The sequence below is a fragment of the Vibrio thalassae genome (assembly GCF_900089835.1).
In the GTDB taxonomy this organism is placed as follows: Bacteria; Pseudomonadota; Gammaproteobacteria; order Enterobacterales; family Vibrionaceae; genus Vibrio; species Vibrio thalassae.
On sequence record NZ_OANU01000023.1, the window covers coordinates 53454 to 79924 of the forward strand.

At 43.9% G+C, this 26471-nt stretch carries 27 protein-coding genes and 1 pseudogene; 21 read left to right on the forward strand and 7 right to left on the reverse strand.

What is annotated here, in order from left to right:
* Positions 1–2: 2 nt before the first annotated feature.
* Together VTH8203_RS09275 and VTH8203_RS09280 are read right to left on the reverse strand one after the other, a co-directional pair.
* Complete coding sequence (locus tag VTH8203_RS09275; RefSeq protein ID WP_096993421.1) at positions 3–905, reverse strand: ROK family protein; 903 nt, start codon at positions 903–905, stop codon at positions 3–5.
* A 21-nt stretch (positions 906–926) separates the two neighbouring features.
* Entirely contained in the window at positions 927–1826 is a 900-nt protein-coding gene (locus VTH8203_RS09280) for an ROK family protein (protein ID WP_096993422.1), read from the reverse strand.
* 260 nt (positions 1827–2086) lie between these two features.
* Between VTH8203_RS09280 and VTH8203_RS09285 the strand changes: the two genes are divergently transcribed.
* Positions 2087–2935, forward strand: a complete 849-nt coding sequence (locus VTH8203_RS09285; RefSeq protein ID WP_096993423.1) for a pirin family protein — start codon at positions 2087–2089, stop codon at positions 2933–2935.
* A 146-nt stretch (positions 2936–3081) separates the two neighbouring features.
* Here the strand turns inward: VTH8203_RS09285 and ppnP are convergent, their stop codons facing one another.
* Entirely contained in the window at positions 3082–3363 is a 282-nt protein-coding gene (ppnP, locus tag VTH8203_RS09290) for a pyrimidine/purine nucleoside phosphorylase (RefSeq protein ID WP_031493856.1), read from the reverse strand.
* 134 nt (positions 3364–3497) lie between these two features.
* On the opposite strand from ppnP, the gene VTH8203_RS09295 reads away from it, so the two are divergent.
* The 7 genes from VTH8203_RS09295 (at position 3498) to VTH8203_RS09325 (ending at position 11304) form a co-directional block, all read left to right on the forward strand.
* On the forward strand, positions 3498–4817 hold the full coding sequence (locus VTH8203_RS09295) for an ABC1 kinase family protein (RefSeq protein WP_096993424.1): 1320 nt from the start codon (positions 3498–3500) through the stop codon (positions 4815–4817).
* Positions 4818–5013: 196 nt separating this feature from the next.
* The gene (locus tag VTH8203_RS09300) at positions 5014–5406 is read left to right on the forward strand and encodes a DUF2850 domain-containing protein (protein ID WP_370739218.1); all 393 of its coding nucleotides are present in this window, start codon (positions 5014–5016) and stop codon (positions 5404–5406) included.
* A gap of 153 nt (positions 5407–5559) precedes the next feature.
* On the forward strand, positions 5560–6303 hold the full coding sequence (locus VTH8203_RS09305) for a phosphatase PAP2 family protein (RefSeq protein WP_370739216.1): 744 nt from the start codon (positions 5560–5562) through the stop codon (positions 6301–6303).
* Positions 6304–6356: 53 nt separating this feature from the next.
* Positions 6357–6650, forward strand: a complete 294-nt coding sequence (locus VTH8203_RS09310) for an ArsR/SmtB family transcription factor (protein WP_006074618.1) — start codon at positions 6357–6359, stop codon at positions 6648–6650.
* Positions 6651–6787: 137 nt separating this feature from the next.
* Complete coding sequence (locus VTH8203_RS09315; RefSeq protein ID WP_096993427.1) at positions 6788–7057, forward strand: hypothetical protein; 270 nt, start codon at positions 6788–6790, stop codon at positions 7055–7057.
* 126 nt (positions 7058–7183) lie between these two features.
* A complete protein-coding gene (locus VTH8203_RS09320; RefSeq protein WP_096993428.1) occupies positions 7184–9292 on the forward strand; it encodes a PAS domain-containing hybrid sensor histidine kinase/response regulator in 2109 nt (702 codons plus the stop codon).
* Between the two features lie 395 nt (positions 9293–9687).
* The gene (locus VTH8203_RS09325) at positions 9688–11304 is read left to right on the forward strand and encodes a methyl-accepting chemotaxis protein (protein WP_096993429.1); all 1617 of its coding nucleotides are present in this window, start codon (positions 9688–9690) and stop codon (positions 11302–11304) included.
* Between the two features lie 59 nt (positions 11305–11363).
* Here VTH8203_RS09325 and VTH8203_RS09330 read toward each other — a convergent pair whose 3' ends face one another.
* Both VTH8203_RS09330 and VTH8203_RS24485 read right to left on the reverse strand, forming a co-directional pair.
* Positions 11364–11942, reverse strand: a complete 579-nt coding sequence (locus tag VTH8203_RS09330) for a YceI family protein (protein ID WP_096993430.1) — start codon at positions 11940–11942, stop codon at positions 11364–11366.
* A 99-nt stretch (positions 11943–12041) separates the two neighbouring features.
* On the reverse strand, positions 12042–12224 hold the full coding sequence (locus VTH8203_RS24485) for a hypothetical protein (RefSeq protein ID WP_158296105.1): 183 nt from the start codon (positions 12222–12224) through the stop codon (positions 12042–12044).
* Between VTH8203_RS24485 and tnpA the strand changes: the two genes are divergently transcribed.
* The 8 genes from tnpA (at position 12225) to VTH8203_RS09370 (ending at position 20064) form a co-directional block, all read left to right on the forward strand.
* A complete protein-coding gene (gene tnpA, locus VTH8203_RS09335) occupies positions 12225–12659 on the forward strand; it encodes an IS200/IS605 family transposase (protein ID WP_096991864.1) in 435 nt (144 codons plus the stop codon).
* Positions 12660–12811: 152 nt separating this feature from the next.
* Positions 12812–13465 (forward strand): LruC domain-containing protein, encoded by a 654-nt coding sequence (locus tag VTH8203_RS09340; RefSeq protein ID WP_096993431.1) that lies wholly within the window; start codon positions 12812–12814, stop codon positions 13463–13465.
* A 10-nt stretch (positions 13466–13475) separates the two neighbouring features.
* Positions 13476–13964 carry a hypothetical protein gene (locus tag VTH8203_RS09345; protein WP_096993432.1) on the forward strand — a complete coding sequence of 163 codons (489 nt, stop codon included), beginning with the start codon at positions 13476–13478 and terminating at the stop codon, positions 13962–13964.
* A gap of 95 nt (positions 13965–14059) precedes the next feature.
* A complete protein-coding gene (locus VTH8203_RS09350; protein ID WP_370739219.1) occupies positions 14060–15037 on the forward strand; it encodes a Fe(3+) dicitrate ABC transporter substrate-binding protein in 978 nt (325 codons plus the stop codon).
* 12 nt (positions 15038–15049) lie between these two features.
* Positions 15050–16048, forward strand: coding sequence for a FecCD family ABC transporter permease (locus VTH8203_RS09355; protein WP_096993434.1), 999 nt, complete (start codon positions 15050–15052; stop codon positions 16046–16048).
* The gene (locus VTH8203_RS09360; protein ID WP_096993435.1) at positions 16045–17010 is read left to right on the forward strand and encodes an iron chelate uptake ABC transporter family permease subunit; all 966 of its coding nucleotides are present in this window, start codon (positions 16045–16047) and stop codon (positions 17008–17010) included. The genes VTH8203_RS09355 and VTH8203_RS09360 overlap by 4 nt, the downstream gene beginning before the upstream one ends.
* Positions 17010–17774, forward strand: a complete 765-nt coding sequence (gene fecE / locus VTH8203_RS09365; RefSeq protein ID WP_096993436.1) for a Fe(3+) dicitrate ABC transporter ATP-binding protein FecE — start codon at positions 17010–17012, stop codon at positions 17772–17774. The genes VTH8203_RS09360 and fecE overlap by 1 nt, the downstream gene beginning before the upstream one ends.
* 115 nt (positions 17775–17889) lie before the next feature.
* A complete protein-coding gene (locus VTH8203_RS09370) occupies positions 17890–20064 on the forward strand; it encodes a TonB-dependent receptor (RefSeq protein WP_096993437.1) in 2175 nt (724 codons plus the stop codon).
* A 69-nt stretch (positions 20065–20133) separates the two neighbouring features.
* Here the strand turns inward: VTH8203_RS09370 and add are convergent, their stop codons facing one another.
* Positions 20134–21123, reverse strand: coding sequence for an adenosine deaminase (gene add / locus VTH8203_RS09375; protein ID WP_096993438.1), 990 nt, complete (start codon positions 21121–21123; stop codon positions 20134–20136).
* A gap of 395 nt (positions 21124–21518) precedes the next feature.
* Between add and VTH8203_RS09380 the strand changes: the two genes are divergently transcribed.
* The 3 genes from VTH8203_RS09380 to VTH8203_RS09395 all read left to right on the forward strand — a co-directional run bounded on the left by VTH8203_RS09380 (position 21519) and on the right by VTH8203_RS09395 (position 24386).
* Complete coding sequence (locus VTH8203_RS09380; RefSeq protein ID WP_096993439.1) at positions 21519–22088, forward strand: porin family protein; 570 nt, start codon at positions 21519–21521, stop codon at positions 22086–22088.
* A 702-nt stretch (positions 22089–22790) separates the two neighbouring features.
* On the forward strand, positions 22791–23525 hold the full coding sequence (locus tag VTH8203_RS09390) for an IclR family transcriptional regulator (RefSeq protein WP_096993441.1): 735 nt from the start codon (positions 22791–22793) through the stop codon (positions 23523–23525).
* Positions 23526–23531: 6 nt separating this feature from the next.
* On the forward strand, positions 23532–24386 hold the full coding sequence (locus VTH8203_RS09395; RefSeq protein ID WP_096993442.1) for an arginase: 855 nt from the start codon (positions 23532–23534) through the stop codon (positions 24384–24386).
* An 11-nt stretch (positions 24387–24397) separates the two neighbouring features.
* On the opposite strand, the gene VTH8203_RS09400 is transcribed toward VTH8203_RS09395, so the two are convergent.
* Positions 24398–24679 (reverse strand): TetR/AcrR family transcriptional regulator C-terminal domain-containing protein, encoded by a 282-nt coding sequence (locus tag VTH8203_RS09400; RefSeq protein WP_244181180.1) that lies wholly within the window; start codon positions 24677–24679, stop codon positions 24398–24400.
* 283 nt (positions 24680–24962) lie between these two features.
* Here VTH8203_RS09400 and artP point away from each other — a divergent pair.
* Both artP and VTH8203_RS09410 read left to right on the forward strand, forming a co-directional pair.
* Positions 24963–25690 (forward strand): annotated as a pseudogene (gene artP, locus VTH8203_RS09405) (arginine ABC transporter ATP-binding protein ArtP).
* A gap of 48 nt (positions 25691–25738) precedes the next feature.
* On the forward strand, positions 25739–26470 hold the full coding sequence (locus tag VTH8203_RS09410; RefSeq protein ID WP_096993444.1) for an arginine ABC transporter substrate-binding protein: 732 nt from the start codon (positions 25739–25741) through the stop codon (positions 26468–26470).
* Position 26471 lies beyond the last annotated feature (1 nt).

The following is a 26471-nucleotide window of genomic DNA, read 5'->3' on the forward strand; positions in this document are numbered from 1 at the left end:
TGCTAACCTTGTGTATTCAAAAAATGTTTCAATGCCCCAATCAAATTGGCATCGTTGCCAAATTGGGTCAGTTTTGGATTTGGACGGACTTTCGCTATAGGGTGTTGCGCCAATATGGCATCCAGCTTTTGATTAAGCTTGTCGATCAAACCCGAACTGCGACTGATAGCACCACCTAAAAGGATGTATTGCGGATCTACTGAGTATTGGACATTGATAAGTACGGTTGCCAAGTCAAAATACCATTGCTCAACGGCAGCGATAACTGCCTCATCACCTTGTTCGTAAAACTCAAACACTTTAAGGCCATCTAACTCTTTTGGTGATATCTCTTTAGCGCGAGCGGTTTGTTCAATGATGCCCCGCGTTGAGGCCAAATCAGAGTATGTTAATGGTTTCCCTTGTTCAAAACGCAAAATGCTGTAGCCGAACTCTCCACCATGAAGATGATGTCCTTTTAGGATATGACCTGATTTGACAATGGCGCCGCCGACACCAGAGCCTAGTACCAATAAACAAAAGTCGTTTGACTCACTGGCTGCGCCTAACCAATCTTCTGCTAGTGCAGCGCAACAACCATCATTCTCAAGCTCTGTCGGTAGCCCAAAGCGTTCTTGGTATAGCGACTTAACATCAAAACCATGGATGTAATCGAGTGCACTTGAACCTTCGATCACACCCGTTTCAACGTTCACAGCGCCACAAGTGCTAACAGCTATACCTGCTATCGCGTAATCGTGTTTCAGCTGTTCCAACTTCGGAGCTAAAGAGTCTAACCAAGCGTCATAAGACGCTACTCGGCTTGGCAAAGAGAAGCGTTCGAAAATCTTTGCTTCCTGATTCATTACCGCACACTTTACCGATGTGCCTCCAAAATCTAAGACCAGATAGTAACGTTCAGTCATCGACGTATTTTTCCTGTCAGACTATGATAAAGAGTGTAAGAACGCAGCGCCGCGTACACCGGAAGAGTCACCATGAACACTCTTCACTACCTTGGTTTTTACCGATTTAGTAAACGTATACTGAGATAGCTTATCTTGGACCAGAGGATAGATTTCATCGACATTAGACATTCCACCGCCTAGTACTATTACCTCGGGATCAACAAAATTCACTACGTTAGCGAGTGTCCTTGCCAACTGGTCACAGTAGAGCTCCAAGTGCGCAATGGCTCTGCGATCACCCGATGCATGTAACGCCATGATTTGCTTAGAATCTGCTGGCGAATGCTTTTCTGAGAAGGTGCGACCAAACCCAGTACCGGAAACAAACGACTCAGCACAGTTCATCGACCCGCAATAACATTTAACCGGTTGACCATCAATTTCTGGACTGTAGTTAGGCAGTGGATTGTGGCCGATTTCACCACCTAATCGATTTAGCCCCGTGACAATGCCGTTATTGATAATAACGCCTGAACCGCAGCCAGTACCTATGATTATGGCAACACAAGAGTGCTTGGCCTCCTTGGCAGCCCCATCCTTAAACTCCGATAGCGCCAAACAGTCAGCGTCATTAGCAATGGCAACTGGTACATCGATTTGTCTTTGAATGTCACCGATAAAGTCATGGCCGTTTAGCACAGTGACATTCGCGCCTTGCATTAGCCCGTCATTACCGACTGAGCCACAACATCCAATACCAATAGATTCTATTTCACCCTTCTCTGATACTGTGTTAATTACTGACATCACGGACGCGAGAAAGCCTTCATACGAACCAGTCTCTGTCGGTTCACGATGCTTCACAATGGTTTGATAACTAGCAGAATCGAGTGCAACACCTTCAATTTTAGTGCCGCCAATGTCCAGTCCTACGATCATGATGGATTCTCTCTAAAGTAGATTGCGCCGAATTAAACCCAGCGATTTACTTTACTTAATCAAATTTCATTGCGGATCTAAAGCACGTGTCTGTTAAAATCTCGGCGTCGTCACAAAAACTATATACTTTTAAAGTATAAAACTATATAGATATTATCAAGACATACTCATTCGAAGTTATTGAACGACTCTTTCATTTTTTCCCCCTCTAGATTGTTTCATTATCCGCCTATAGTTGATATCAACAAAGGAGGTCAGCGATGACACTGGTTAGAACAATTGAACAAGTCATTCCATCTCATTCCACATCAGATGGTGATGGTGTAAAAATTCGCCGAGTACACGGCTTCGATAATGCGGCATTTTCACCGTTTTTAATGATCGATGAGCTTAAGTCCGATGACAAAAAAGACTATGTGGGCGGCTTTCCTCCGCATCCACATAGAGGTATAGAAACGCTAACCTATATGATGAAAGGTCACTTTCAGCATAAAGATCACATGGGCAACGTAGGCGAATTACGCTCAGGCGGAGCGCAATGGATGGCAGCAGGTCGAGGTGTTATCCATAGTGAAATGCCAATCATGGAGGAAGGTGAACTACACGGATTTCAAATTTGGATCAATCAGCCAGCCAAAAACAAAATGACACCGGCGCAATACCATGACTTTCAACCAGAGACTATTACTGAATATGAACAACAAGGGAGTGGCTTAATTCGTCTACTCTCCGGTGAAATCAGGGTAAATGGCTCCCTACTCGCTGGGCCACTGGCGAAAACTGGAGTCCCTGCAACAGTGGCGGACTGGCGCAGCAATCGAGGAGATTCGGTAAGACTAAACGTCCCTTCAGAACACAATATGATGCTTTACGTTTACAAAGGAGCTGTGAGTGTTGCGGATAAAAGTTTGAAAGAAGGCGAACTTGCACTAGTTTCAAAAGGAGAAGCAATGGAGATGACAGCGAGTTCCGAGTCCGGGTTATTAGTCTTTGTTGGTGAGCCAATAAATGAACCTGTCGTTCACTACGGACCTTTCGTCATGAATAGCATGCAAGAGATTCAACAGGCGATTAATGATTATAACTCAGGCGTATTCGATACTTACTAACCAATCCGAGTTGAAGATTTTAATTTGACACCCCAATCCACTGCCTGTGTATCACGCATCGACGAGATCGTCGATGCGTTCTTTTTTCTGACGCATTTTAATATCGAGCCAGACGCAGCGATACTGGTGCTTTACATTGTAAATCTCTATAGATATTCACACAGGTATGCAGTCGCTTGTTGCACTTTTAGATCAAAGCTAGAGTCACCAGCCACATTAAAATGTTCACCCGACGAATACGTCTTCCATTCTTCTTCTCCAGCAAGGCGCACTGTTAACGCTCCTTTCACTACCGTCATTTTTTCAGGGGCAGCCGTCCCAAACGTGTATTCACCTGCAGCCATCACACCAACACTGCTGTCGCCATCTGCTTGGGTAAAACCCAGTGATTTCACAGAGCCTTCGAAATAGGTGTTTTCTTTAATCATCTTTTTTGACTTCCTTGTTAGTTAATCATCGTAAAAGCATGGTTTTACCTCACAAATTGCCGTAAAACAAGAGAATGATCAATTGCTAAGATCAATTGGTATAAACGAGTAACATGATTTAACAAGGTTTTGATATGTCGGACAAAGCAACTCGAGTACCCACTCATCGCATAAGTCGCTTAGGCAAGTTGGCGTCTTTGGCCACACGTGTGACGGGAGCAATGGTGACGGAAGGCGCAAAACAATTAGCTCAAGGCAAGCGCCCTGTCGCAAAGGATTTATTGCTCACCCCTGGCAATATCAAGCGAGTGGCCGACCAACTAGCGCATTTGCGAGGAGCAGCAATGAAAGTAGGGCAACTCATGTCTATGGACGCAGGCGACCTCATTAGTCCTGAGCTTGCAGAAATTCTTGCTCGCTTACGATCCGACGCTTCCCCGATGCCCGCCAAGCAACTCGCAGCTGTGCTAACTCAAGAGCTAGGGAGCGACTGGAAACATAATTTTGTTGAGTTTAATTTTAAACCTATAGCCAGTGCCTCTATAGGCCAAGTTCATCAGGCTCACTCTGATGATGGCACTAAATTGGCTATCAAGGTTCAATATCCAGGCATCAAAAAAAGCATCGATAGTGATGTCGACAACGTAGGTACTCTGCTCAATGTCGTCGGTTTGATCCCGAAAGGCGTCGATTATCGTGGCTTACTTGAAGAAGCAAAAAAACAGCTTCATGCTGAAGCAGACTATCTTCTTGAAGCTGAGCTTCTAGAGCGCTATCGCGACTATCTAGGTGACGACCCAGATTTTATTTTACCCACAGTGCAAAGAAACCTCACCACTGATAATGTACTGGCGATGACTCATGTATCAGGCATGCCCATCGAGTCTCTTATCAATGCAGACCAAAACACTCGAGACCGAGCAATGCGGCTACTGTTGCAATTGCTGTTCAAAGAGATATTTGAATTTAAATTGGTCCAAACTGACCCAAACTTTGCCAACTTTCTGTTTAATTCGGAGCAACAAAAAATCGCATTACTCGATTTTGGAGCTACTCGAAGCTACAGCGACAATATCAGCAACGGATATCGCCATGCGTTCAGTGCGATTTTAGATACCGATACAAAACGACTGGACGCTGCGTTGCAGCAGATTGGTTTCTTCAATCAAGACATTCTTCCAGAGCAGAAAAGTGCAATCTTTGACCTCGTCACCTTAGCTTGTGAACCGTTAATGACATCTGGCCTCTATGATTTTGGTTCTAGTAATTTAGCGCAGCGCTTGAGTCAAGCTGGTACAGTGCTTAGCATGGAAAAAGACTACTGGCACACACCGCCTGCTGATGCTCTATTTTTGCACCGTAAAATTGGTGGACTCTATCTGTTAGCGGCCAGATTAAAAGCAAAGGTAGACGTGCAAGACTTGTTTACGCCTTACATTCTCACGCAGCCTTAAAGAGCCAACTCACAAACAACAATGTGTTACAAACAATCGATACATTTATAAAACGGCGCGTTTTATTCTTAAGTAATCGTCACAATTGCCGATACCATTTGAAAGCCCACAAGGAAGTGCTTAAATGACAAAACTAGGCAGGACATCCAGCAACAATGACTCGTTAGTATTAATTGTCATTTTGGTGATTTCGATTATGCTGGCATCTGCTTTGGGGTATGCTTTCTACACTAGCCATCAAAATCATATCTCGCCTAGCCGCGTGTATGGTAACTGGATAGAAATCGGAGCTCCCAAACAAAGCACCGAAATTTTGACCTTTACGGATTATGGAGCCTTGCGTAACCACAGATTGATAGCAACTTCTTTCGAATTTGATGGTCGAGTCGTCAAGTTGAAAACAGGCAGTGGTTTATGGATTTATGAACGAGTGGGCACTCCTAGGTCACCGCAGTTACGCAGAATCTCCCCTGCTCTACCCCCACAACGATTCATTTTTGAAGGCTATGAACACACAGTACCGATGGATGGCTATAACCCAGGGCAAAATCGACGTTCAGCGCTTAGGGAACATTTCTCCACTAAATAGCCCTTCGGCAGCAAGTTCGGTAAACCTTTTTCTCCTAAACTACCTAAGCCTGTGAAAAACAATGTCTTTGCATTACATTATGACAGAACCCTGAATTACAACGCTTGATAGTTTACTATGATAGCGCCATTTACAATTGACCCAGCCTATAATATGAAGTTCACATCCATAAAAGAATCTAAGATTGCAGGCATGCTCTGTCTTGCAGCATTTGCTTCCCTAACATTCATCATTTCGCTGGTGTTTTTTCCTAGTCATCTAACATCCATTGTTACAGAGGCAATTGGAGCGCTGATGCAAAACCTTACCTATTCTGCCGGGCATCAAGGTTTTCTGATTTCATTGGCTATCTTCATGGGACTTATTGCGTGGCATCGTCGTCAAGCGACTAACAATCTACACCTATTGATTCAGTTGGGATTACTGCTTGTTCTGAGTTTCGGAGCAAAAACCTTCCTTAAAGAATTTACTCAAAGCCCGCGACCTTACACGGAAACACTCGCTGAGCTTCATGTCATCGACTCACCACAGACCTTCTACAATCTCACCGTTGATGAGAAAAATGACAGGATTCATCAAGTGGAAGAACAGGTTAGTGAATGGCGTACTAAGCACTGGATTGGAGAGACTGACTATTCGTTTCCATCAGGTCATACTATTTTCGTTTCTGTATGTGTGTTGTTTTTTGGGGGGCTTTTCGCAAGCCAAGGCCGTTATGTACTCGCTTCATTGGTCATAGTATGGGGCGTAGGCGTGGCAGCAAGCCGTTTGTGGTTAGGCATGCATAGACCTGCCGACCTTTTTGCTTCGATGTTCTTTGGGCTTATCCTCTATATCATCATACCTTCTCACTACCCCATACTCGACAAGGTGCTGTTCAAGATCAAAAATCGCTAGAGACTGCCATAAATTTCCATTATTATCGAAATACTGATTTTGGAGAGTGTTGTATGCAAATAGAAGTCGCTGCGAAAGCCCTAAAAGAACTTGGCCATGTTACTCGCTTGGCGATATACAGACAGGTTGTGAGAGCTGGACACAAAGGGACGCCTGTCGGTGAGATTCAAGATCGATTGAATATCCCAGGGTCTACGTTGTCACACCATATCTCAAGCCTAGCATCGGCAAACCTTATTCAACAGCGCCGAGAAGGAAGAACGTTATATTGCGTTGCCAACTATGAACACTTAGAAGGTGTGATTAGCTTCTTACAAGATGAATGTTGTATCGACGAATCTTGCTAAACCCTAACTCAAGGCCTTACGTTTACGTAAGGCCTTTCTTCTTATAATTAAGACTTCGCATCATTAGTCCTGACTTTACTTAGCGGTAATCCCCTTAGGTTCGTACAGTTTTACTACTACCACAGGGAGATGTGTCCATGCGAGCCTCAAAAGTGGCCGATTATTCCGGTCGAACACTTCTTATTCTGTTTATGGTGATAACGTTCAGTATCACTGCGATTGCTGTGTTATTAGTGGTCGATCATGAAGCAGAGAAAACCATTGCTAAACTTCAGTCCAATAGTGCAAAGACTGAAATCCAAGCGGCTAAGAACTTTATGGATCAGTTTTTTATCGCGACCGATATGCATATATCTCACCTAGTTGAAGAACCTGCCATTATCGCTGCAGTTAGCGGTGACGAATAGCTAGGTGACCACCAGCATCACTCTCATAATGGCCATTCTCATGGCACTAACACGACTCCGACTGGACCAGATGTATTCAAGCACCTTCATCAATTTCATCTCTCCAATGTTGAAGTGAAATTCTGTTTGTTTAACTCATCAGGAAGTGTTGTTTTTAACACACTTCCTCAAGAAGGACCGATTGAACAGCGACTAAAACTGCTAGAGGTTATCAAGTCTAATGCAACTAGAGAAACGGTTTACCTGCTGAAAGAACACAACAATCAGAAAATCATTAAGTTCTATAAGCCTATTTACGTTGACACCCAACTTCGAGGCGTTGTAGTAGGAGCGTTTCCGTACCTCAACGAAAGCTTTTTCAGTAAGCTAAGTAGTAATAACTCCCGTTGGTTTTCTTTGACACAACCCGGTTCTAATTGGCTAGAGACACCACCAGAGGGGAATTGGAAAACGGAGAGTATTCGGTTAGCGAAGTCCAATATCTCGTTAGTCTTTGGGATTAATAATGCAGCATCAGATTTACAGCGAGACGAACTACTTAGTAGCCTTGCTATTGCATTAGCCATAGCCCTTTTTACCAGTTCAATTATTGTCTACATGTTCGGACGTAGGATGATAATTAATCCGTTCCAAAAGCTTGAGCAATCTCGAGCGAAGTTAACACAGCAGACTGAATTACTAGCAATAAAAGAACGCGAGGCAAGACGTTTAGCCAACGTTGCTAAACACACACGTGACGCGGTGTTGATTACCGATAAGCAAGGTCGTATCGAATGGGTTAACCAAGCTTTTGAAACCATGACGGGATTCATAAAGGAAGAAATAATAGGCATAAAACCCGGCACTCTTTTACAAGGTGAAGGTTCAAATACAGAAGCCATCGAGCAATTAAGAAAAGCGGTGCAAACTCACCGACCGACTAGAGTGGAGATCCTTAATTTCTCAAGAACAAAGCAACCTTACTGGGTCGATATAGAGCTTTCGCCAGTATTTGACTCTCAAGGAGAGCTAGATAAGTTTATTGCGGTCGAACGCGACATCACCGCCACCAAACAGCTGCAAGAAAAGCTCGAAAATGCCGTCGTGGCCGCTGACTCGGCAAATATCGCCAAAACGCAGTTTCTCGCCACAATGAGTCATGAAATTCGTACGCCAATGAATAGAGTACTAGGCATGGTGCAAGTTATGCTGTCAGAGACAAATGATCAGCAACAAAAGGAAAATTTGTCACTTATTCTGGAGTCCGGCAATCACTTGATATCCATACTTAACAATATTCTAGATCTCACCAAAGTGGAACAAAACAAAATCGAGCTAGAAAACCGTCCTTTCACTATCGAACAAATAATTGCCTCATTACGTTCTACTTATCAAGCCGTATGCCAGGAGAAAGGAATTGACCTCCATATTGATTGCCATGTTGACTCTAAGATAACGTATCTTGGAGACCGTAGTCGCGTAAGACAGGTTTTATACAATTTACTTAACAATGCCATCAAATTTACCGAGCAAGGAGGAATAACTGTCAAAGTCACTCACAATGTTTCCCTCCCTTCACTATTACACTTTTCCGTGCAAGATAGCGGCATCGGAATTGAGCCAAATGCGCTAGAGAGAATTTTCGAACCCTTTGTCCAAGCTAATGCTTCCACGACTCGACGATATGGTGGTACAGGACTCGGCCTAGCGATTGTTAAACAACTTATAGAGAAGATGGGCGGCACGATCCATGCGACCAGCAAAGTTGGTCAAGGAACGCGGTTTGACTTCCAGTTTGAACTTCCAATAACGTATGGTGAGCGCATTACATTAGTAGGCCGCAAGGCACACCAAAGCCCCCCTCTCACAACGCAAAATATTCTCATTGTTGAAGACAATCATGTTAATGCTCTTGTCGCCCGTAAGTTGTTAGAGTCAGAAGGACATACAACCAGCACCGTCACCAATGGTGCGATGGCATTGGAGGCGCTAAGTGAAAACAAATATGACCTTGTATTGATGGACAACCATATGCCAGTTATGGACGGTGTAGAAGCCTGTTCACGTATTCGAAGACAATTTGGAACTGATTTACTAATCTTTGGATGGCCTGCTGATGTTTTCGCTGATTCAAAACAGGCGTTTATCGACGCTGGTGCTAATTGTGTTCTGCACAAACCACTTAAGAAAGACGAACTGTTTGATGCCATTATGCAATTTTCTAATACTCAAGAGCATAATCGCTATAAAGAATAACCGCGACAGATTGTAAATTGGACGAGTCTGAATGTTATGTAACGCCAGATATTCATTGATATAGGCTAATAGCAAAGGACTCATTCTATCAATAATCCACATATAGCATGACATTCTGTCCTATTTATTACCTTTCAATATAAAAACAATATTATCAACAGGTGCATTTGCCTCTCAAATCATGTGGTTATATTCACCTATATAAAATTTAATTTGCATCACAAATATAACTCACCACTGGCTAAAAATAACGCAACTAGCACGTGAGGCATTATATTTAATGAGAAATATATCTATTAGTTCGTTAAGATGCATCTAAATAATATTAATAACCTGCTTTCATTCGTCAGCCAAATGGAATTTGGTCTAATTATAAGTTGGAGAGGAAACCTTCAGTGAAACTGAACAATCTGTCTATTCGTACTAAGCTGCAAGCTATTGTCATCTTCGCAGTTTTAATTCTATTTTCTCTTGGTACATTTAATCTATTAATACAAAAAGATGCGAGCTACGAGCAAAGAAAAGAGCAAGTCCGTTCAAATGTGCAAATCACCTACGAGATTGCGAAACATTATCAAAAACTCGAATCTACGCTTGGCAAACAAGCTGCACAACAAGCTGCGATAGATGTCATTAACCAAATTAGATACGACGATAGTAACTATTTCTGGATAGCGAGTGCCTCCAATACAATTGTTATGCACCCTACTCAGCCACAGCTTAACGGCACTAGTACAAACACCTTGACAGATTCCAGAGGAAATCATTTTTGGCAAGAAATGTCATCCATTGCTAAAACCACAGGCAGTGGTTTTCTTACCTACTACTGGCTAGGTCCGGATGGTGAGGAGTCCGAAAAGATTTCATTCGTAAACTATATCCCGGAATGGGACTGGATTATTGGTTCAGGCGTCCAAACCTCTGATATTGATAAAGCGTTTCAGAGCCAACTTATAAAAGAGCTTATCGCAGACTCCGTAGCAGCACTTGTACTTATCGTCATTTGTTTGGTTGTTGCACGCAATATCATCAAACCCATTGAATCACTTGTAACACAGGTTCATAAAGTCGCAGATGGCGATCTCACGGTCGATATGAAAACAGAACGACGCGACGAAATTGGTTATTTAAGTAACGAACTGAGTCGAATGATGGACAAACTCAAAGAGACCATTAGTGCTGCCAAACGTTCAGCGGACTACTCTGGTCAATTATCCAGTAGCATTGCAGCAGCAAGTGAAGAGACGTCAACGAGTATAGACTCACAAAGCCAACAACTTGAGCAACTTGCTACCGCGATGAATGAAATGTCATCAACCATTCAAGATATCGCGGGTAACTCTGAAAGAACATCAGCGGCCACAGAGGAAAGCAAAAACTTTGCTGCTCAAGGTAGCCGAAGCATGGGATATACACTTAACAACATAGCTGGGATCTCCGAAGACATCTCCAGTACCTACCAGTTAATGGAAGCGTTGAAACAAGGCGTCAATGATATTAGCAATGTCGTCAATGTTATTCATGAGGTCTCGGAGCAAACCAACTTACTCGCGCTTAACGCAGCGATTGAAGCAGCACGAGCTGGTGAACAAGGGCGCGGCTTTGCTGTGGTGGCAGACGAAGTCAGAAACTTGGCAAGCAGAACCCAAGAGTCAACAGCTCAAGTACAAACTACCATCGACAAACTCAATGAACGTACCGAAAGAGTGCTGTCTGTTATGGCTTCAAACCAAACTAAAGTGACAGAGAGCGTGGATCTTGCTTCGCAAACTCAAGACAAACTTGATACTGCTGTCGCTAAGCTCAACGATACTTATGACATGGTGGCACAAATTGCGGCAGCAGCAGAACAGCAAGGAACGGTTGCAAATGAAGTGAATGAAAATGTCAGCATCGTGCATATGTCGATTAGCGAAATACGTCAGGCGAGTCAGAGCCTTGCGGAGCAATCTCAATCTATGGCAGCAGCATCTGACGAGCTGAATCACAAACTCTCTTACTTCCGGGTCTAAAACCCAAAAAACGCTCCATCTTAGATGGAGCGTTTTTCATTATCAATTGTTAAGCTCAGTTATTTTTGGTTATACACCATGATAAAAGTGATGGGCACTGACGTGGCTATTGACGGCAATCCTGCCACCTCACGTAACTTTTCAATGCTAGCTTCTAGTCCAAAATCTGATGCTTGCACAATCACAGGATCCGTCGAGACAATGGCGATCTTGTTTTCAGTCAATCGCATCACCGTTAGTTTGGCTGCGTAAGTTTTCTGCACGCCATGTAGAACCAAAGTAAGATCATTAACAACTGAGTACACTCCACCAATTTGCCTATTGTTCAGTTGACTCATATCGACCACAGTGGTGATCGTCGCTTTGGCAAACTCTGCGACATTAAACAACATCGTTTGCATGCGTTCGTTACGAATAGGAATATTGGTCTCAACACTGGATAGGTCAATGACTACCGTAGCTTTACCATCATCGCTGATTGTCCCCGTCATTGAGGAAAAGTGATGCACTTCACTTACACTGTTTTTCTTAGTCGACACAAATTTTAATGACGAGTTATTACCATCCAACATCCATTCTGCCTGAGCGGGAAGCACGACTATGAAGGCCAACAATATGGTTACCATTCTGACTATCATTTTTTTCTCCTAACTGATCACTGACCTAGTTAGGTTTAGTCTAACCTACCAAAAAACGTCATTTTGCTCACCGCTAGCCTAGATAATCGACACAATCTGTCATTGTCCCATCGCTTTCACTATTCCCATGATGGTTCTCACATTGCGAACATCGTAAGAATTAATTGAAACTTGGTAAACCACCGCCTCTGGCGGTGTGACTCGAAAAGGCTCTGCCGTAACAGCGTGCATCGATGGGAAAATGACCTCCTTTATAGAACCGGCAAGTTCAAAGGAGGTCATATGAGAGACTGGCAGAGCCAAGCTCACGTTAAACATTATTGCAAATATCACGTTGTGATTGTTCCAAAATATCGAAAGAAAGCGATTTATGGTTCATTGCGTAGAGATATCGGAAAAATCTTAAGAGAGTTATGTAGACAGCAAGGGGTAGTATTGGTTGAGGGTTATGCGATGAAAGATCACATCCATATGCTCTTGATGATTCCACCAAAGTATAGCGTGGCCAATACTGTTGGCTTTTTGAAAGGAAAATCAGCAATAAGAATTTTCCGCGACTATATGCAGGTAAAACGTAACTTTACTGGGAGAAAATTCTGGGCAAGAGGTTACTGTGTTAGCACAGTAGGACTCGATGAACAGATGATTCGTGAATACATACGTAATCAGGAGTCGGAAGAAAAACGCCAAGAGCAGTTGCGACTCTCGGGCTTATAAAACATAGCCCCTTCTAGGGGCTTTCATCATACTACCGGTTTCACCGGTAGTTTTGATTCTATTGCATTGAAATATATAGAATTATCACTAGGCATCGAATTTGCTTACCTGTGAAGAACTCGCCTTTAAACGTCAAAATAGAGGATTAAGCGATGAGTACAAGGAACGTCATCACAATAGCCAGTTTACTCCTATCATGGCAAGTCTATGCTCTTTCTGTAGCAGATTTAACCTTCGAGTCTGGCGCGGAGGCATCAAATTATTCAGCTAAAGGAAAGCCGAGTAACTTATATTCTGTCGCAGACACTTTGCCCCAAGATGTATTAACCAATGTCTACTCTATGCTTCCAGAAGGTAGTGTCGTCAACAGCGCTTTCATTGCGCCAGATAAATATTCAAGCATCGATATTGATGATGAACTAAATGGAGCAGAATATGCGACTGCCCGTATTACATTCCTCAACGAAGGTGCTGGATATCAAAACACTCTTGGCTATTTTGTTCAAACACCACCAGGGATGACTTGGCAAACACACATGAAGGCATTCGGTGGTACAAGTTTTATGGATAGTGCATTATTCGGACTTCATGATGACCGCTCTGGCGGAGCACAATCGTTTCTATCAGAAAACAATATGCCTTGGGTTATTAATATTCGTGACCAATGGGACCACCCAAAGGAACTGGTTGATATTACTGTCGCCTACCCTAACTTTCCTAACTGGGTCACGAGTGCTGGAGAACAAGATAGCGATTGGTATCAATACGCGAGCGCAAACCAAGTAATCTCAAATTTGGAACAGTAAGGAGTGTCCTATGATAAACCCAATAAAACCTCTCACTCTTTTCGCTGCCCTAGCCTCAATTGTTGCATGTGGCGGTGGCGGTGGCGGTGGCGGTGGCGGTGGCGGTCAAGATACTGCGAACACCACTCCGGTAAAACCCGTTGAAACACCGACTGAAACACCAATTGAACGAACTGCAGACCTAGTGGCAGATAGAACATTTTCATTCGATGTAGGCCAGATCATCACACTGTCAATTGACAAAGGCAGCGCAGGTAAAGGTGCGTTGCATATCTATAGTCAAGCCGCACACACTTTTGAAAATGGAAATGTCGCTGCGGAGCCAACTTCACGAGTGACGACCATTTATCCAGCCGAAACCGATGAAGTCACATTGCAAGTTAACAACAATTGGACCAAGATTTACGCTCAATGGGTGCCAATGACAAGTAGTGAAGAAGAGCAAACCTGGACTATTGATTTGAACCAAACCCAGAACGCTTACCATCTCGCTTTTTAACTTAGCTTGTATTGGGCTCGGCTCAATCTCTGAGCCCATATAACGTTTGGTTTGGTTTGACACTTCATTCATCACCACAGGCTATCGATAATAGTATTGATAACCATTATTATTTGAGATACGATTGCGCTCTTTTGTTTCTCCCTTTCAGAATGAGCCAATCAATGAAATCACTACTCGCTAAAGGATTAAGCACGGTTTTTCTACTTTCGTTCGCTCTTATGGGTGCATCTGCACATGCACAGAGCCAACGCGTCATAACCGACCAACAAGGCAGTATCACCATCAAAGGAACACCAACTCGAGTCATCGCACTTGAATACTCGTTTGTGGACGCGTTAGCTGCTGTTGGTGTTTCACCGGTAGGCGTAGCTGATGACAAGAACATTGAGCGAATTCTTCCGGAGATACGCGAACTGATTAAGCCTTGGCAATCAGTGGGCGTAAGACCTCAACCAAGCCTAGAAGCTATCTCACAATTAAAGCCAGATCTCATCATTGCTGATGCTGAGCGTCATAGCACAATTTACAACGATCTTATGGCAATCGCACCGACGATATTATTGAAAAGTCGCGGCGAAACTTACCAAGAGAATTTACAGTCTGCGACGAAAATTGGCATTGCAGTCAATAAAGCCGATGAAATGGCAGCACGTATCGAACAACACCATAAAATCATGGACCAATACAAGGCTAAGCTTACTTCGAATGAGTCGTTTCAGTTTGCTGTTGTAACCGATAAAGGTATGTGGCTTCATGGCCCAAACTCATATGCAGGGGGGGTGATTACTGCGCTTGGATTACATGGTCCAGCGGTGCCAAAAACCGATAAAGCCTACATTGAAGTCAGCTTTGAGCAGCTACTCAAGATTAACCCTGATTGGCTACTGCTTGGTCCCTATAAACCTCACACTATTTATGATCACTGGCAATCAAATCCATTAAGCAAAATGCTGAAAGTAGAAAAAACTGAGCAAGCCGTTAAAGTTTCGCCACAGCTCTGGTCATTAAACCGTGGTATTTTGGCAGCTGAAGGTATTGCCAAAAATCTGTCTGATATTATTAATCAATAGCACTAATCTAATATGCCTCAATCAACACAGTGCAAGCTCTGGCTTGCACTTATTGCTGGTACGCTGCTGAGCCTAAACCTCTCTTTAGTGGCGTGGTCTAGCTTTGACCTATCTTTTCAATCATTGCAGGGCTTCTGGCTACACTTTGATTCAGCCAGCATGGAACATCAAATCATCGCAACACTAAGAATGCCTCGTGTACTCAGCGGTGCATTAATTGGAGCTAACCTCGCTGTTGCAGGCGCTCTCATGCAAGGATTGACTCGTAACCCCCTCGCTTCACCATCCGTGCTTGCTATCAATTCTGGAGCAGCACTATTTATCGTGTTGAGTAGCTTTGGCTTCCTATCTTTATCCTTGCCAACCGCGGTAATGGGTGCGGTAGGCAGCGCGTTAAGTGGTCTGTTGGTTATGTTTCTTGGTGGCGCTTTTGATGATCGTCCACATCCTGTGAAACTGGTACTAGCGGGCATCGCTATCAACGCTTTGTTGCTAGGACTCACACGCGCAACGATTATTCTTGCTGACGATCAAGCCTATAGCGTGCAATCTTGGCTCATTGGCTCAATTAGTAATTTAGATTGGTCTGCCCTGCACCAGTTATTGCCAATTAGTGTTGTGGGGTTAGCGTTAGCGTGGGCGCTTGCTCATCCTATCAACCTGCTAGTTCTTGGTAACGATGTCGCTACAGGCTTAGGCGTAAACACCAGCATGATTCGATTACTGGCTTTCGTGGCTATTATTTTACTAACCAGTGTCAGTGTTTCCATTGCAGGCCCTATTGGCTTTGTCGGTCTTTTAATTCCTCATATTACACGCAAACTTGTCGGACACAGTTTCTTCGCGCTCATTCCCGCTAGCGCATTATTGGGAGCAATCTTAGTCATGTGTTCAGACGTACTTGCCAGGGGTATAGCCTTTCCCACGGAAACGCCGGTTGGTATCGTCACTGCGCTAATAGGTACACCCTTTTTCATTTTTCTTTCTATAAAAAGTCGGTTGAGCTCATGAGTAGAACTTGGCTAGTCCTTATCTCGACTACCCTAGCCCTGTCTGTTTTCAGTTTGGTAGTAGGAGTCGCTGACTTATCGTTGTCGCAAATATCCGTAACAGCCTTCAAAGGTGGCGAGTACGATTTCGTTGTCAATCACTATCGACTTCCACGCCTCTTCCTCGCCATTGGTGTTGGCGCTGGATTAGGAATCTCCGGAGCGTTGGTCCAAGGCGTGATCCGCAACCCTCTCGCCTCACCAGATTTAATCGGCGTAAGTGCTGGTGCTGGGTTTGTTGCCACACTTTTGTTGACAGTATTCCCCAATGCACCAGTTTGGATGCTGCCAGTTGCCGCAATGATTGGTGGCGTATCTGTAGGGTTACTGCTGATCATCATCGCGCGCTCAGTTCAACTACCACCAGCCAGAATGGCACTCACTGGAATTGCTATCAGTGCCTTTCTTGCTAGCGGCATCGATTATTTGCTAGTGGTGCACCCAATCGAGATCAATACTGCAATGATTTGGCTCACTGGCAGTCTATGGGGACGAGGCTGGGAGCAGATGCCTTATATCTGGATGGGGCTTGCTATCTTACTGCCTCTTTCATTGTGGCTCGCATGGCGACTAGACATTGTTGGTCTCGGCGATGAATCTGCCATCTCCCTTGGTGTAGAGCTTGATAAAGTGCAAGCCATGGCACTGATTTGCGCCGTCATGCTTGCCAGTTTGAGTGTGTCTATCGCCGGAACGATAAGCTTTGTTGGTCTTCTCGCACCGCATCTCGCCAGGCTACTGTTCGGACATAATCATAAAGCTTTGCTGACGGGCTCCGCTGTGATTGGTGCTCTTCTTGTCCTTACTGCCGATACCATCGCTCGAGGGATCTCGCCGCCGATCGAACTTCCTGCCGGCGTTCTAACCTCTGTTATTGGCGCACCCTATTTCATCTTCCTACTCAAACGTTACAAGGGCTGGTAATGCTGTCTGTCGAGAAATTGAACGTTGCCTATGGCAATAACACCATTATTGAAAATCTGAATTTGACGATTCCGAAAGGTAAAATTACTGCGTTAATTGGTCCCAATGGATGTGGAAAGTCCACGTTGTTGAAAACATTAGCGCGGATAAACAAGCCTAAATCTGGAAGAGTCCTACTTGATTCTACGCCCTTAGATGAGTACGGCTCCAAGTCGTTGGCCAGACGCCTTTCTATGCTCCCGCAAACCCATACCAGCCCAGAAGGCATCACGATTCAAAAACTGGTGGAGTATGGCCGCGCGCCTTATACCTCTCACTGGGGCAAATTGTCCTCTGAAGATAAAGCGATTGTAGCGAATGCTATGCAAGCAACTGGTGTAGATACACTTGCACAAAGCCCAATTGATGCGCTCTCCGGAGGTCAAAGACAACGTGCGTGGATCACAATGATCGTGGCTCAGGATACTGAAATCGTGATGCTTGATGAGCCAACGACTTATTTGGATCTATCTCATCAAATTGAGCTCATGCGAATGATGCAAGATATGCATGCACAAGGAAAAACGGTGATTGTGGTACTGCACGATTTAAATCAAGCCTGTCGTTACTGCGATCATTTAGTGGTGCTAAAGCAAGGGCAACTCGTAACCCATGGCACTCCAAAAGACGTGTTTACCCAATCGTTATTAAAAGAAGTCTTTGACCTTGATGCGTTGGTGATTGAAGACCCAATTTCTGGTTCACCTATGTGTGTAGCACGATAATTATATCAATAGGTTATAGATCGCCTTTCGTTAATAATAATAACGCTATTGATAACTATTATCAAAAGCATTAATATCGCCACCCTAATGAGAAACACAGTGGTAATCAGGACACATGGCAAATCAAACTGGGAAGAAAGTCGTCTCCCTTTCGCTTCTCGCTCTGTCAATCGGACAAGCATTTGCGACAGAAGAAGTAAACGAATCACAGCCAACAAACAAACAGAAAACTGACGAAAATATGGTCGTTACTGCGACCCGCTACAGTCAAGATACAAATAAAATTCCGGGCTCAGTTCATGTCATTTCAGAAAAAGAACTGGAACAACAAACTGCGGTATCCGATGACCTAACCAGTGTTATCGCCAACCTAGTTCCGGGCATGACACCAAGTCGACAAAAGCTATCTACCCAAGGTGAAAACCTTCGTGGACGTACCGCACTTATCATGGTCGACGGTGTTCCGCAAAATAACCCACTTCGCAATGGTAACCGTAACGGTTACACCGTAGATTCTTCAATGCTTGAGCGTGTGGAAGTGGTTCAAGGGGCAAGTGCCGTACAAGGTAACGGCGCCACTGGCGGTATCATTAACTACGTAACCAAAAGTGCTAAACCAGGCGACCATTGGAAGCAGACCGTTGGAACACGCGTAACCTCAAACCTAAAGGAAGATGGTACAGGCGGTAAAGTCTATTACAATCTGAGCCAGTATGACGAAGATTACGATCTCTTTATTGGCGGTGCGTGGGAGCAACAAGGGCTGTATTACGATGGTAATGGCAACCCGATCGGCATGAACTCCATCCAAGGTGAAACGCAAGATTCCAATGCCACAAACTTTCTCGCTAAAGGCGGCTATAACTTTGATGGCGGCAATCAACGCGTCAGCTTCAGTGCTAGTCGCTACCACCTAAAAGGCAACCAGAACTACGTTAGTGTTCCTGGCGACTGGCAAAATGGCATTCCGGGAACCGTGGTTCCGGGTACGCCTTCTGGCGATCCTACGTCAAACTATGCGGAACTGTATAACTTTGGTTATGACCACTATGACTTCTTTGGTGGCGAGCTGAAATTCCAAGCCTTTTACCAAGACTTTGAAGCAGTATTTGGTGAAGCATCGTGGTGGCCTACTCAGAATAAACAGTACGACCAAGGCGCTATCGTTTCAACCAAGAAAGGCTTTAAGCTGAGTTACGTTAAAACCGACCTTCTTGGTTGGGATGATAGTTGGGTAATCGGGCTTGATGGATTAGAAGATACCACTAAGCAAAAACTGACGCAGTCTGGTAAAGACGTCACTCCCGATATGAAATACCAAAGTCTCGCACCATTTGTGCAAGGCGATATGTTGGTGACTGACTCTTTGCGTTTGTCGGGTGGTGTTCGCTTCGAGAATACCAAAGTAACCGTCGCAGATGGTCAAACGCTTTGGGGTTATGGTAATGCTGGTCATCGTCAGGTTGATATTATTGGTGGCGAGCAAAACTTCTCTCAAGCCGTCTTTAATGCCGGTGCTGTCTATGACTTTACCTCAAGTATCAGTTCATTCGTTGGCTTTAGCCAAGGCTTTGGTTTACCAGACATTGGACGTGTGCTGCGCGGTAACTGGATTGGCGGTCCAAATGTCGTAGCTCCTGTTGGCGATGCACCGATCGACTTTAACACCATGCCAGCGGTGAAACCTGTTGTCACCGATAACTACGAAGTAGGACTAAGCTACAGCGATGACAAATGGTTTGTGAGCGGCAGTACTTATATGTCTATTGCTAAAGATGGGGCCAACCTAAGCCTAAACAGCGGTGGGACCTATGATGTTGTGCGCCAACGTACAGACATTAAAGGCTACGAATTCACAGCGTCGTACAACATTCTGCCTAACACGCAAATTCAGGCGTTATACGCTCACGTAGAAGGTCAAGTGGATACCAACCAAGACGGTTCGGTAGATAGCAACATGGACCTAAAAAACCTATCGCCTGACCGCTTATTGATGGCCGTTAACCACAGCTTCTCAGATCGTTGGAATGGTCGCCTACAGTACAATCATCTGTTCTCCCGCAGCAAAGAGAAAAACGATGCGGGTAGTGCACAGCAGTTTGACGGCTATGGCTTGATGGATGTATCTATGTTTTACGATATGCAGCGTTACGGTCGCATTAGTGTCGGTATTGAGAACCTCTTGAACGAGCAGTACATCAACTACTTCAGCCAGATACGTCACCATAATGCGTACTACTTCTCTGGTCGTGGTCGAACGTTTAGCCTAGGTTACGAAATCGACTTTTAGTCACTCGCCACACTAGAAAAAAGCCCGCTTCATCAATAAAGCGGGCTTTTTGTATTTAAATCACACCAATTAAACGGCTAGTAGTTGCTGTTTCGTCGCATCGTCAGTAAAAGCAGCATTCACGCTGTTACGGTAAATGTGCATATATTCTTCTTCGGACAAACCAAACTGCTCAATCACCAATTGGACTTCTTTCGTCATCGTCGTGTTGGATACGGTGCGATTGTCAGTATTGATGGTGACAGGTATTCCGCGTTGACGGAAATCCTCGATGGGGTGCGCTGTCATACTTTCGACCGCCTTTGTCTGAACATTACTGCTTGGACAGGTTTCTAGCGCGACTTGTTTGTCGTGCACCAAGTCAAAAGCCTGTTGATGCGTTGCGATATGAATGCCATGCCCCACACGCTCTGCTCCCAACATGGTGATGGCATCGTAAACGTTTTGCCCTTCACCTTGCTCACCTGCATGAATCGTCACGTTTAATCCCTGCTCTTTTGCGTATTTCGCAAACGAAATAAATTTCTCGCAAAATCCAAGTTCTTCTCCGCCAGCAAGGTCAAAAGCTGCGACACCTTTACCTAGATACGTCGCGCCAACATCAATGACATCGTTGATCTCGTCCGTTGGCATATGACGTAGCAAAGACAAAATAATGTTACCCTTAATGCCATGCACGTCTTCTGCTCGTTTCATACCTGCCACGACCGAGCTAATGATCTCTTCAACATTTAGCCCCTTTTCTTTGTGCAACAGCGGACCAAAGCGTACTTCCATGTATTTTACATTTTCAAGCGCCGCATCTTCGTAGACTTCAAAGGCAATGCGTTCCAATGCCTCTTTGGTTTGCATGACTGATAGCGGTAAGTCAAAACGTTTTAAGTACTCAAGCAAATTAGGACACGTCTCAGGAGCAATCATTAAATCACGAATAACCTCAATATCCTGAGAGGGAATATCAATACCCTGAATAGAGGCCAATTCGATGATGGTTTCAGGTCGCACGCTGCCATCTAAGTGACAATGAAGGTCGATTTTTGGGAGTTGTTGATAGTTCATCGTTACCTCTGTTGGAATGATTGACAAGCCTCACTTTTCTATCTACCTAGTTTGGATACGTACAGAAATGTGACAAGCTCATTCACTTGTTACATAAACATACATTAACCATCACTAAGTTCGCCAGAAAATGGGGAGCATTTATACTGATTAATTCCAAACAAAGCCACTTTCAGGTTCCTTTTTTTAGTGACTTAGATCAAAATTTATTAGTTAAACGTTTGCTTCTAAAAACGGACCCAACGGCTTCTCTGGCAAGCATACCGCTCATTAATCACCCAAATAGAACTCGACAGTTCACACACAATGCATTACATTTCCTGTACAGACGCTCGATTCGAAACTCTTTACAGTACGCCTCGAACAAATTTATCGACTATTCAATAGGTATTAGAATGAAAAAAGCAGTGGCTCTCGCTTTAACGACATTATTTGCAACTAGCGCATTTGCAGGAGCAGCAGACCCAGGTTTTTACGTGGGTGGTGGTTACGGACTAACTAAAAGTAAAATCAAAAGTCTTGACAGTAATAGCGATGGTTCAATCGATGCGGGTCACTCACTAAGAGCTTATGGTGGTTACGCCTTTAACCGCATCGTGTCTCTAGAGGGTTCGTACACTAAGTACGGTAAAGCAGAAGAAGGTCAAGGTTACTCTTGGGATCCAAGTGCACTAGCACTTACTGCAAACCTTGGTTACACGTTCGATAGTGGCTTCCGCCCATTTGCTACTCTTGGTCTATCTTACCTAGACCTTAACGAGTCTGGTGCCAAACTATTTAACAGCGATTCTGGTACCGCTTTCCGTTACGGTATCGGTGTTGAGTACATGCCTGCGCAAGTTGAAGGTCTAGGTATCCGCTTAGCGTATGAAGCTGACGCATTCAAGATTGAAAGTGCTCAAGGTCAGGACAACGAAACTCTAAACGTTGGCTCTCTGTACCTAGGTGCATCATACAAATTCTAAGCAACTCTAAACACGTCAGTTAGAGCTTAACGACCCTAAAAGCCACTTCCCCTATGAAGTGGCTTTTTATTATCGAGAAAACAACCTTAACCTGTTTCCAACCAACTGATTTAGCTCAAACAGAGAGCAAAAATCGACGACTAAGAGAGTTGCGTTCCAATTCACTAGCAAAACCCTCGAAATAAAGCCGTCATTATTATCAGGTGAGAAACACCATCAATCCCTTTACAGCGTGACTTGCGGTAAGAACCAACGCTGAATCTTGACGTTAACTTCGCCTATCTGATTACACCGAATCAGTCACTTTAATCACATTTTTCATCTGACCCTTTATTTGCTTCCTTTGGATATTGGAATATAGGCATCGATTTGGGCATCCAAAACTCACACGCGACGCGCGTCATGGTTGTTGGGTTTCCCCATGCATTACAAAGGTTTTTTTGCTGAGATTTCGCTCGAGAAAACTGCCGACAAGTACCGCACACCATTTCCATATTCGTTGTCTTCCTTAAAAGTCAGTTATGTATAAAACCTATGCTAATTCACACCATTGATAGCAAACTTGATGTTGAGCAAATTCCGGCAAATTATCCGAAAGCACTTTTATCACAGAATGAGAAATGGCAATAAGATTTTTGTTTCCTTTCTTATTCAGTAGGAATATAAATTGCTTAATTAGTTTTGATAATAGATAACACAGATATGGGAAATACACAGCAACCCACAACTCAGGTTAACGAAAAACCACTGCAACTTTTAATGCAAGTTGCCGTGTCCGATTCACCTGTTTCAGCGAAAGATTTAAGCATCCAATTGGGCGTTCCACTTAGTAGCCTTTATCGTCATATAAAGCTACTCAAAGAGTGGAACCTTATTGAGGAGAGTCCACATGATAAAACATTGATTGTTGGACCTGCTGCTCTGATGCTCATGCATAGCTATCAATCAAGTACCCATAACCTTGAGGCGATTGAGAGCATACTGTTTCGTTTGCAAAAACAAACTGGCGAAATGTCGGCCTATATGGTGCCTGTTGGCTACCGAGCCCTTTGCGTCAGCCTACAAGAAAGTGCGCAAGCACTGCGATGCAGTTATGTAAGAGGTCAGAGTCAACCTTTACTGCGTGGTGCTTCTTCAAAAGTTATGCTGGCTTATTTACCCGAGTCTCGTTGCGAAAAAATATTGCGTCATTTTGGTGAACATGACCATGTCGCTGATTGGAACAAAGAATTGGAGCAAATTCGCCGTCAGGGTTTTGCTATCAGTACTTCTGAGTTCGACCCAGGCGTCACAGGTATCAGTGCGCCGGTAATGAAAGGCTCAAAGTTAATTGGAGCTGTTTCCATTATGGCTCCTGCCTATCGTGTAGAAGCCAACAAGGACAGGTTCATTCTACATGTATTGCAAGCAGCAAGGGCGCTGCCGCCAGAAAGGTAATTCATCATGCTCAACGTCTTCAAACAGATCTGGAAACGTCGTTATCATCCTGCTTTAGAGAGCCACCTGTCTGTATTTACGGTATCGGAAGCTATCAAGCCTATGAACAACGCCCAGTTTGAAGACGCGGATTCCCTTCTTGAAACAGCCTATGATTGGTTAAGTGCTCAACAGAACTCTAATTCAATGAGAAACATAGGCCACTATCCAATCTTAGGTTCTTATTGCTCTGAGAGACCATATTTCGAAAGCCCAGTTGCCAAACGTGACTTTACTGGTCATCTGAATCAGCAACTTTCTGTTGGTGCCATGCCTATGGTCATCACGAATTGCCATGAAACCCTACTCGACATCATTCCTAATCTTCTCGTCGACAAAGATGAAATTGGGATTGTGAATATCAACTCTGAGTTATTGCTCGATCAATGTTTAGACATCACGGTTGGCTCTATGTTGCATTTTGCCCTCAATCGCTATAATGAGTGTCGAGCCTTTCACATCGGCATCGACAATCATCGCTGCAACAAAAAACAACTAGAGTATGCGGAAGATATGGGCTGTGATTGGTTATTATCTAACGAAGTGATCTATCGCAACCGAGCGATGATAAAAGAGCAGCTTGCACGATTTATCAGTCATTGCGATAAACTTGTTGTCACTATTGATTTGCCTTCTATCTCTAGACACAACTCAAATTTAGAGAAACACAAACTTGACATAGCTATGGTATTGCGAGTCCTGCGTCAGTGTTTGGCATCAGATAAAGTGCTTTTAGTACAACTGGCTGGCTCGAAAGAACAACACATTTATTCTAAGCCTACCCAACTTCTTGTTCAGGAAACGGGATTGTTTTTTTCCTAACCAAGTCACTGTTATTCTTGGTAACGAGCGAGAAACATTTCGGTGCTAGATAACGCAAGCTGGTGAGCTTCCTCATCTTTTAAGGTGTCGCTCAAAACCATTAATTGTGGCCAGAAACAGCTGCCCTTAATTAAGCTATGCAGTTGGACGCTTGCCACATGGATATCAGCAATATTGAGCTGCTTTTGGTCATGCTGCTGCTCTAACCATCGATACAGCGCAGCTTCCTGTTTAGATATTTTTCCGCCTGAGCTTTTTGCTCCTCTGGTCGATAGAGCTGTACGCCCTACCACGTTATCTGCCAAGGTCAGCAAGACACTAGTGCAAACTGGTTAACTCAGCAGCTAAAACTGCGCTAATTCCTCCCTTATTAACAAGCGTTTGGTTTATAAATCAAACGCTTTTTTCATGCTTACCCTAGCAGTTTACCGTCAAACCACCACAATAGAGATGCCTGTTATTTAACCACATGACGATACATAATTTTAACAATTGAAATTTTTATACATTTTTATTGCATAAATAACAATTATAATAGTATAGTGCACAGAGTGATTTTTAATGCAGTAAATCAGCATGGGTATTCAAGCAAACAAGCTCAATAAGTTCTATGGTGAAACGCAAGTTTTGCACGATGTCAGTTTTCATTGTGGGAAAGGTGAAACCTTAGTTCTTCTAGGTCCAAGTGGCGCTGGTAAAAGCTCCCTACTTCGTCTTCTCAATCTACTAGAAACCGCAGATAGTGGTGCGCTTAGTATTGCTAATAACAGCTATGATTTCAGTAAACAAGTTACTGAAAACAAGGTTTAGCGCTGCGCAAGCAAGTAGGTATGGTTTTCCAACAATACAACCTCTGGCCCCATATGACAGTCATGGAAAACCTAATTGAAGCGCCAACTAAAGTCGCTGGTATGTCAAAAGACCAAGCTACCCAAGAAGCCCTCAAGATGCTTTCCACCCTTCAACTCTCTGACAAAGCCGATGCATGGCCACTGCAATTGTCAGGTGGGCAGCAACAGCGAGTCGCGATTGCCCGAGCATTGATGATGAAGCCTGAAGTATTGCTTTTTGACGAACCTACTGCAGCACTCGACCCAGAAATCACTACACAAATTGTCAATATCATCAATGAATTAAGTGAAACGGGCATCACTCAAGTTGTGGTGACACACGAAGTTGATTTTGCGAAGAAAATCGCGAGCCATGTTCTTTATCTCGAAAAAGGTCGAGTCATTGAACATGGAACCAAAGATGCATTTAAACACCCTGCTACCAAAGCGTTTGCTGATTATTTAACACACTAGATAACGTTAAAGGTTGCTCTGTAAGGCAATCTAACAAGGAGAATTATCATGAAAAAGATGTTGCTTGCTTCCCTTATTGGTCTTGTTTCTACAGGTGCTATGGCACAACAAGAAATTAAATTTGCAATGGAAGCGACCTACGCTCCGTTCGAATACGTCGATGAAAATAATGAGATCCAAGGTTTTGATGTCGATCTTGCCAACGCTCTATGCAAACAGATCGAAGCCAAGTGCAGTTTTCATAACCAAGCATTTGATAGCTTGATCCCAGCCATTAAATTTAAGCGCTATGATGCGGCCATCTCTGGTATCGACATTACTGAAGCTCGTCAACAACAAGTAAGCTTCACCGATGCTTACTACGACAACTCTGCTGCATTCGTAGCTATGGATGGTAAAGTGGCTTCTCAGGCTGCACTTGAAGGCCAACGTGTTGGTGTTCAAAACGGCTCAACTCACCAAAGTTATCTACTAGAACAAATGCCGGGCGTAACGGCGGTGCCTTACGGCAGTTATCAAGATGCTTTCATCGACATGCAAAATGGCCGTATTGATTCTGTCTTCGGTGATACCGCCGTTGTCGCAGAGTGGTTTAAGAAGGACGGTAAGTTGGCGTATGTTGGTGACCAAATCACCAACCAAAAATATTTCGGCAACGGTTTTGGCATCGCTGTTAACAAGGATAATCAAGCGTTAGTTGATCAGCTAAACTCAGCGCTGAAAACAGTCAAAGCTAACGGCGAATACCAAGCTATTTTTGATAAGTACTTCGGTAATTAAT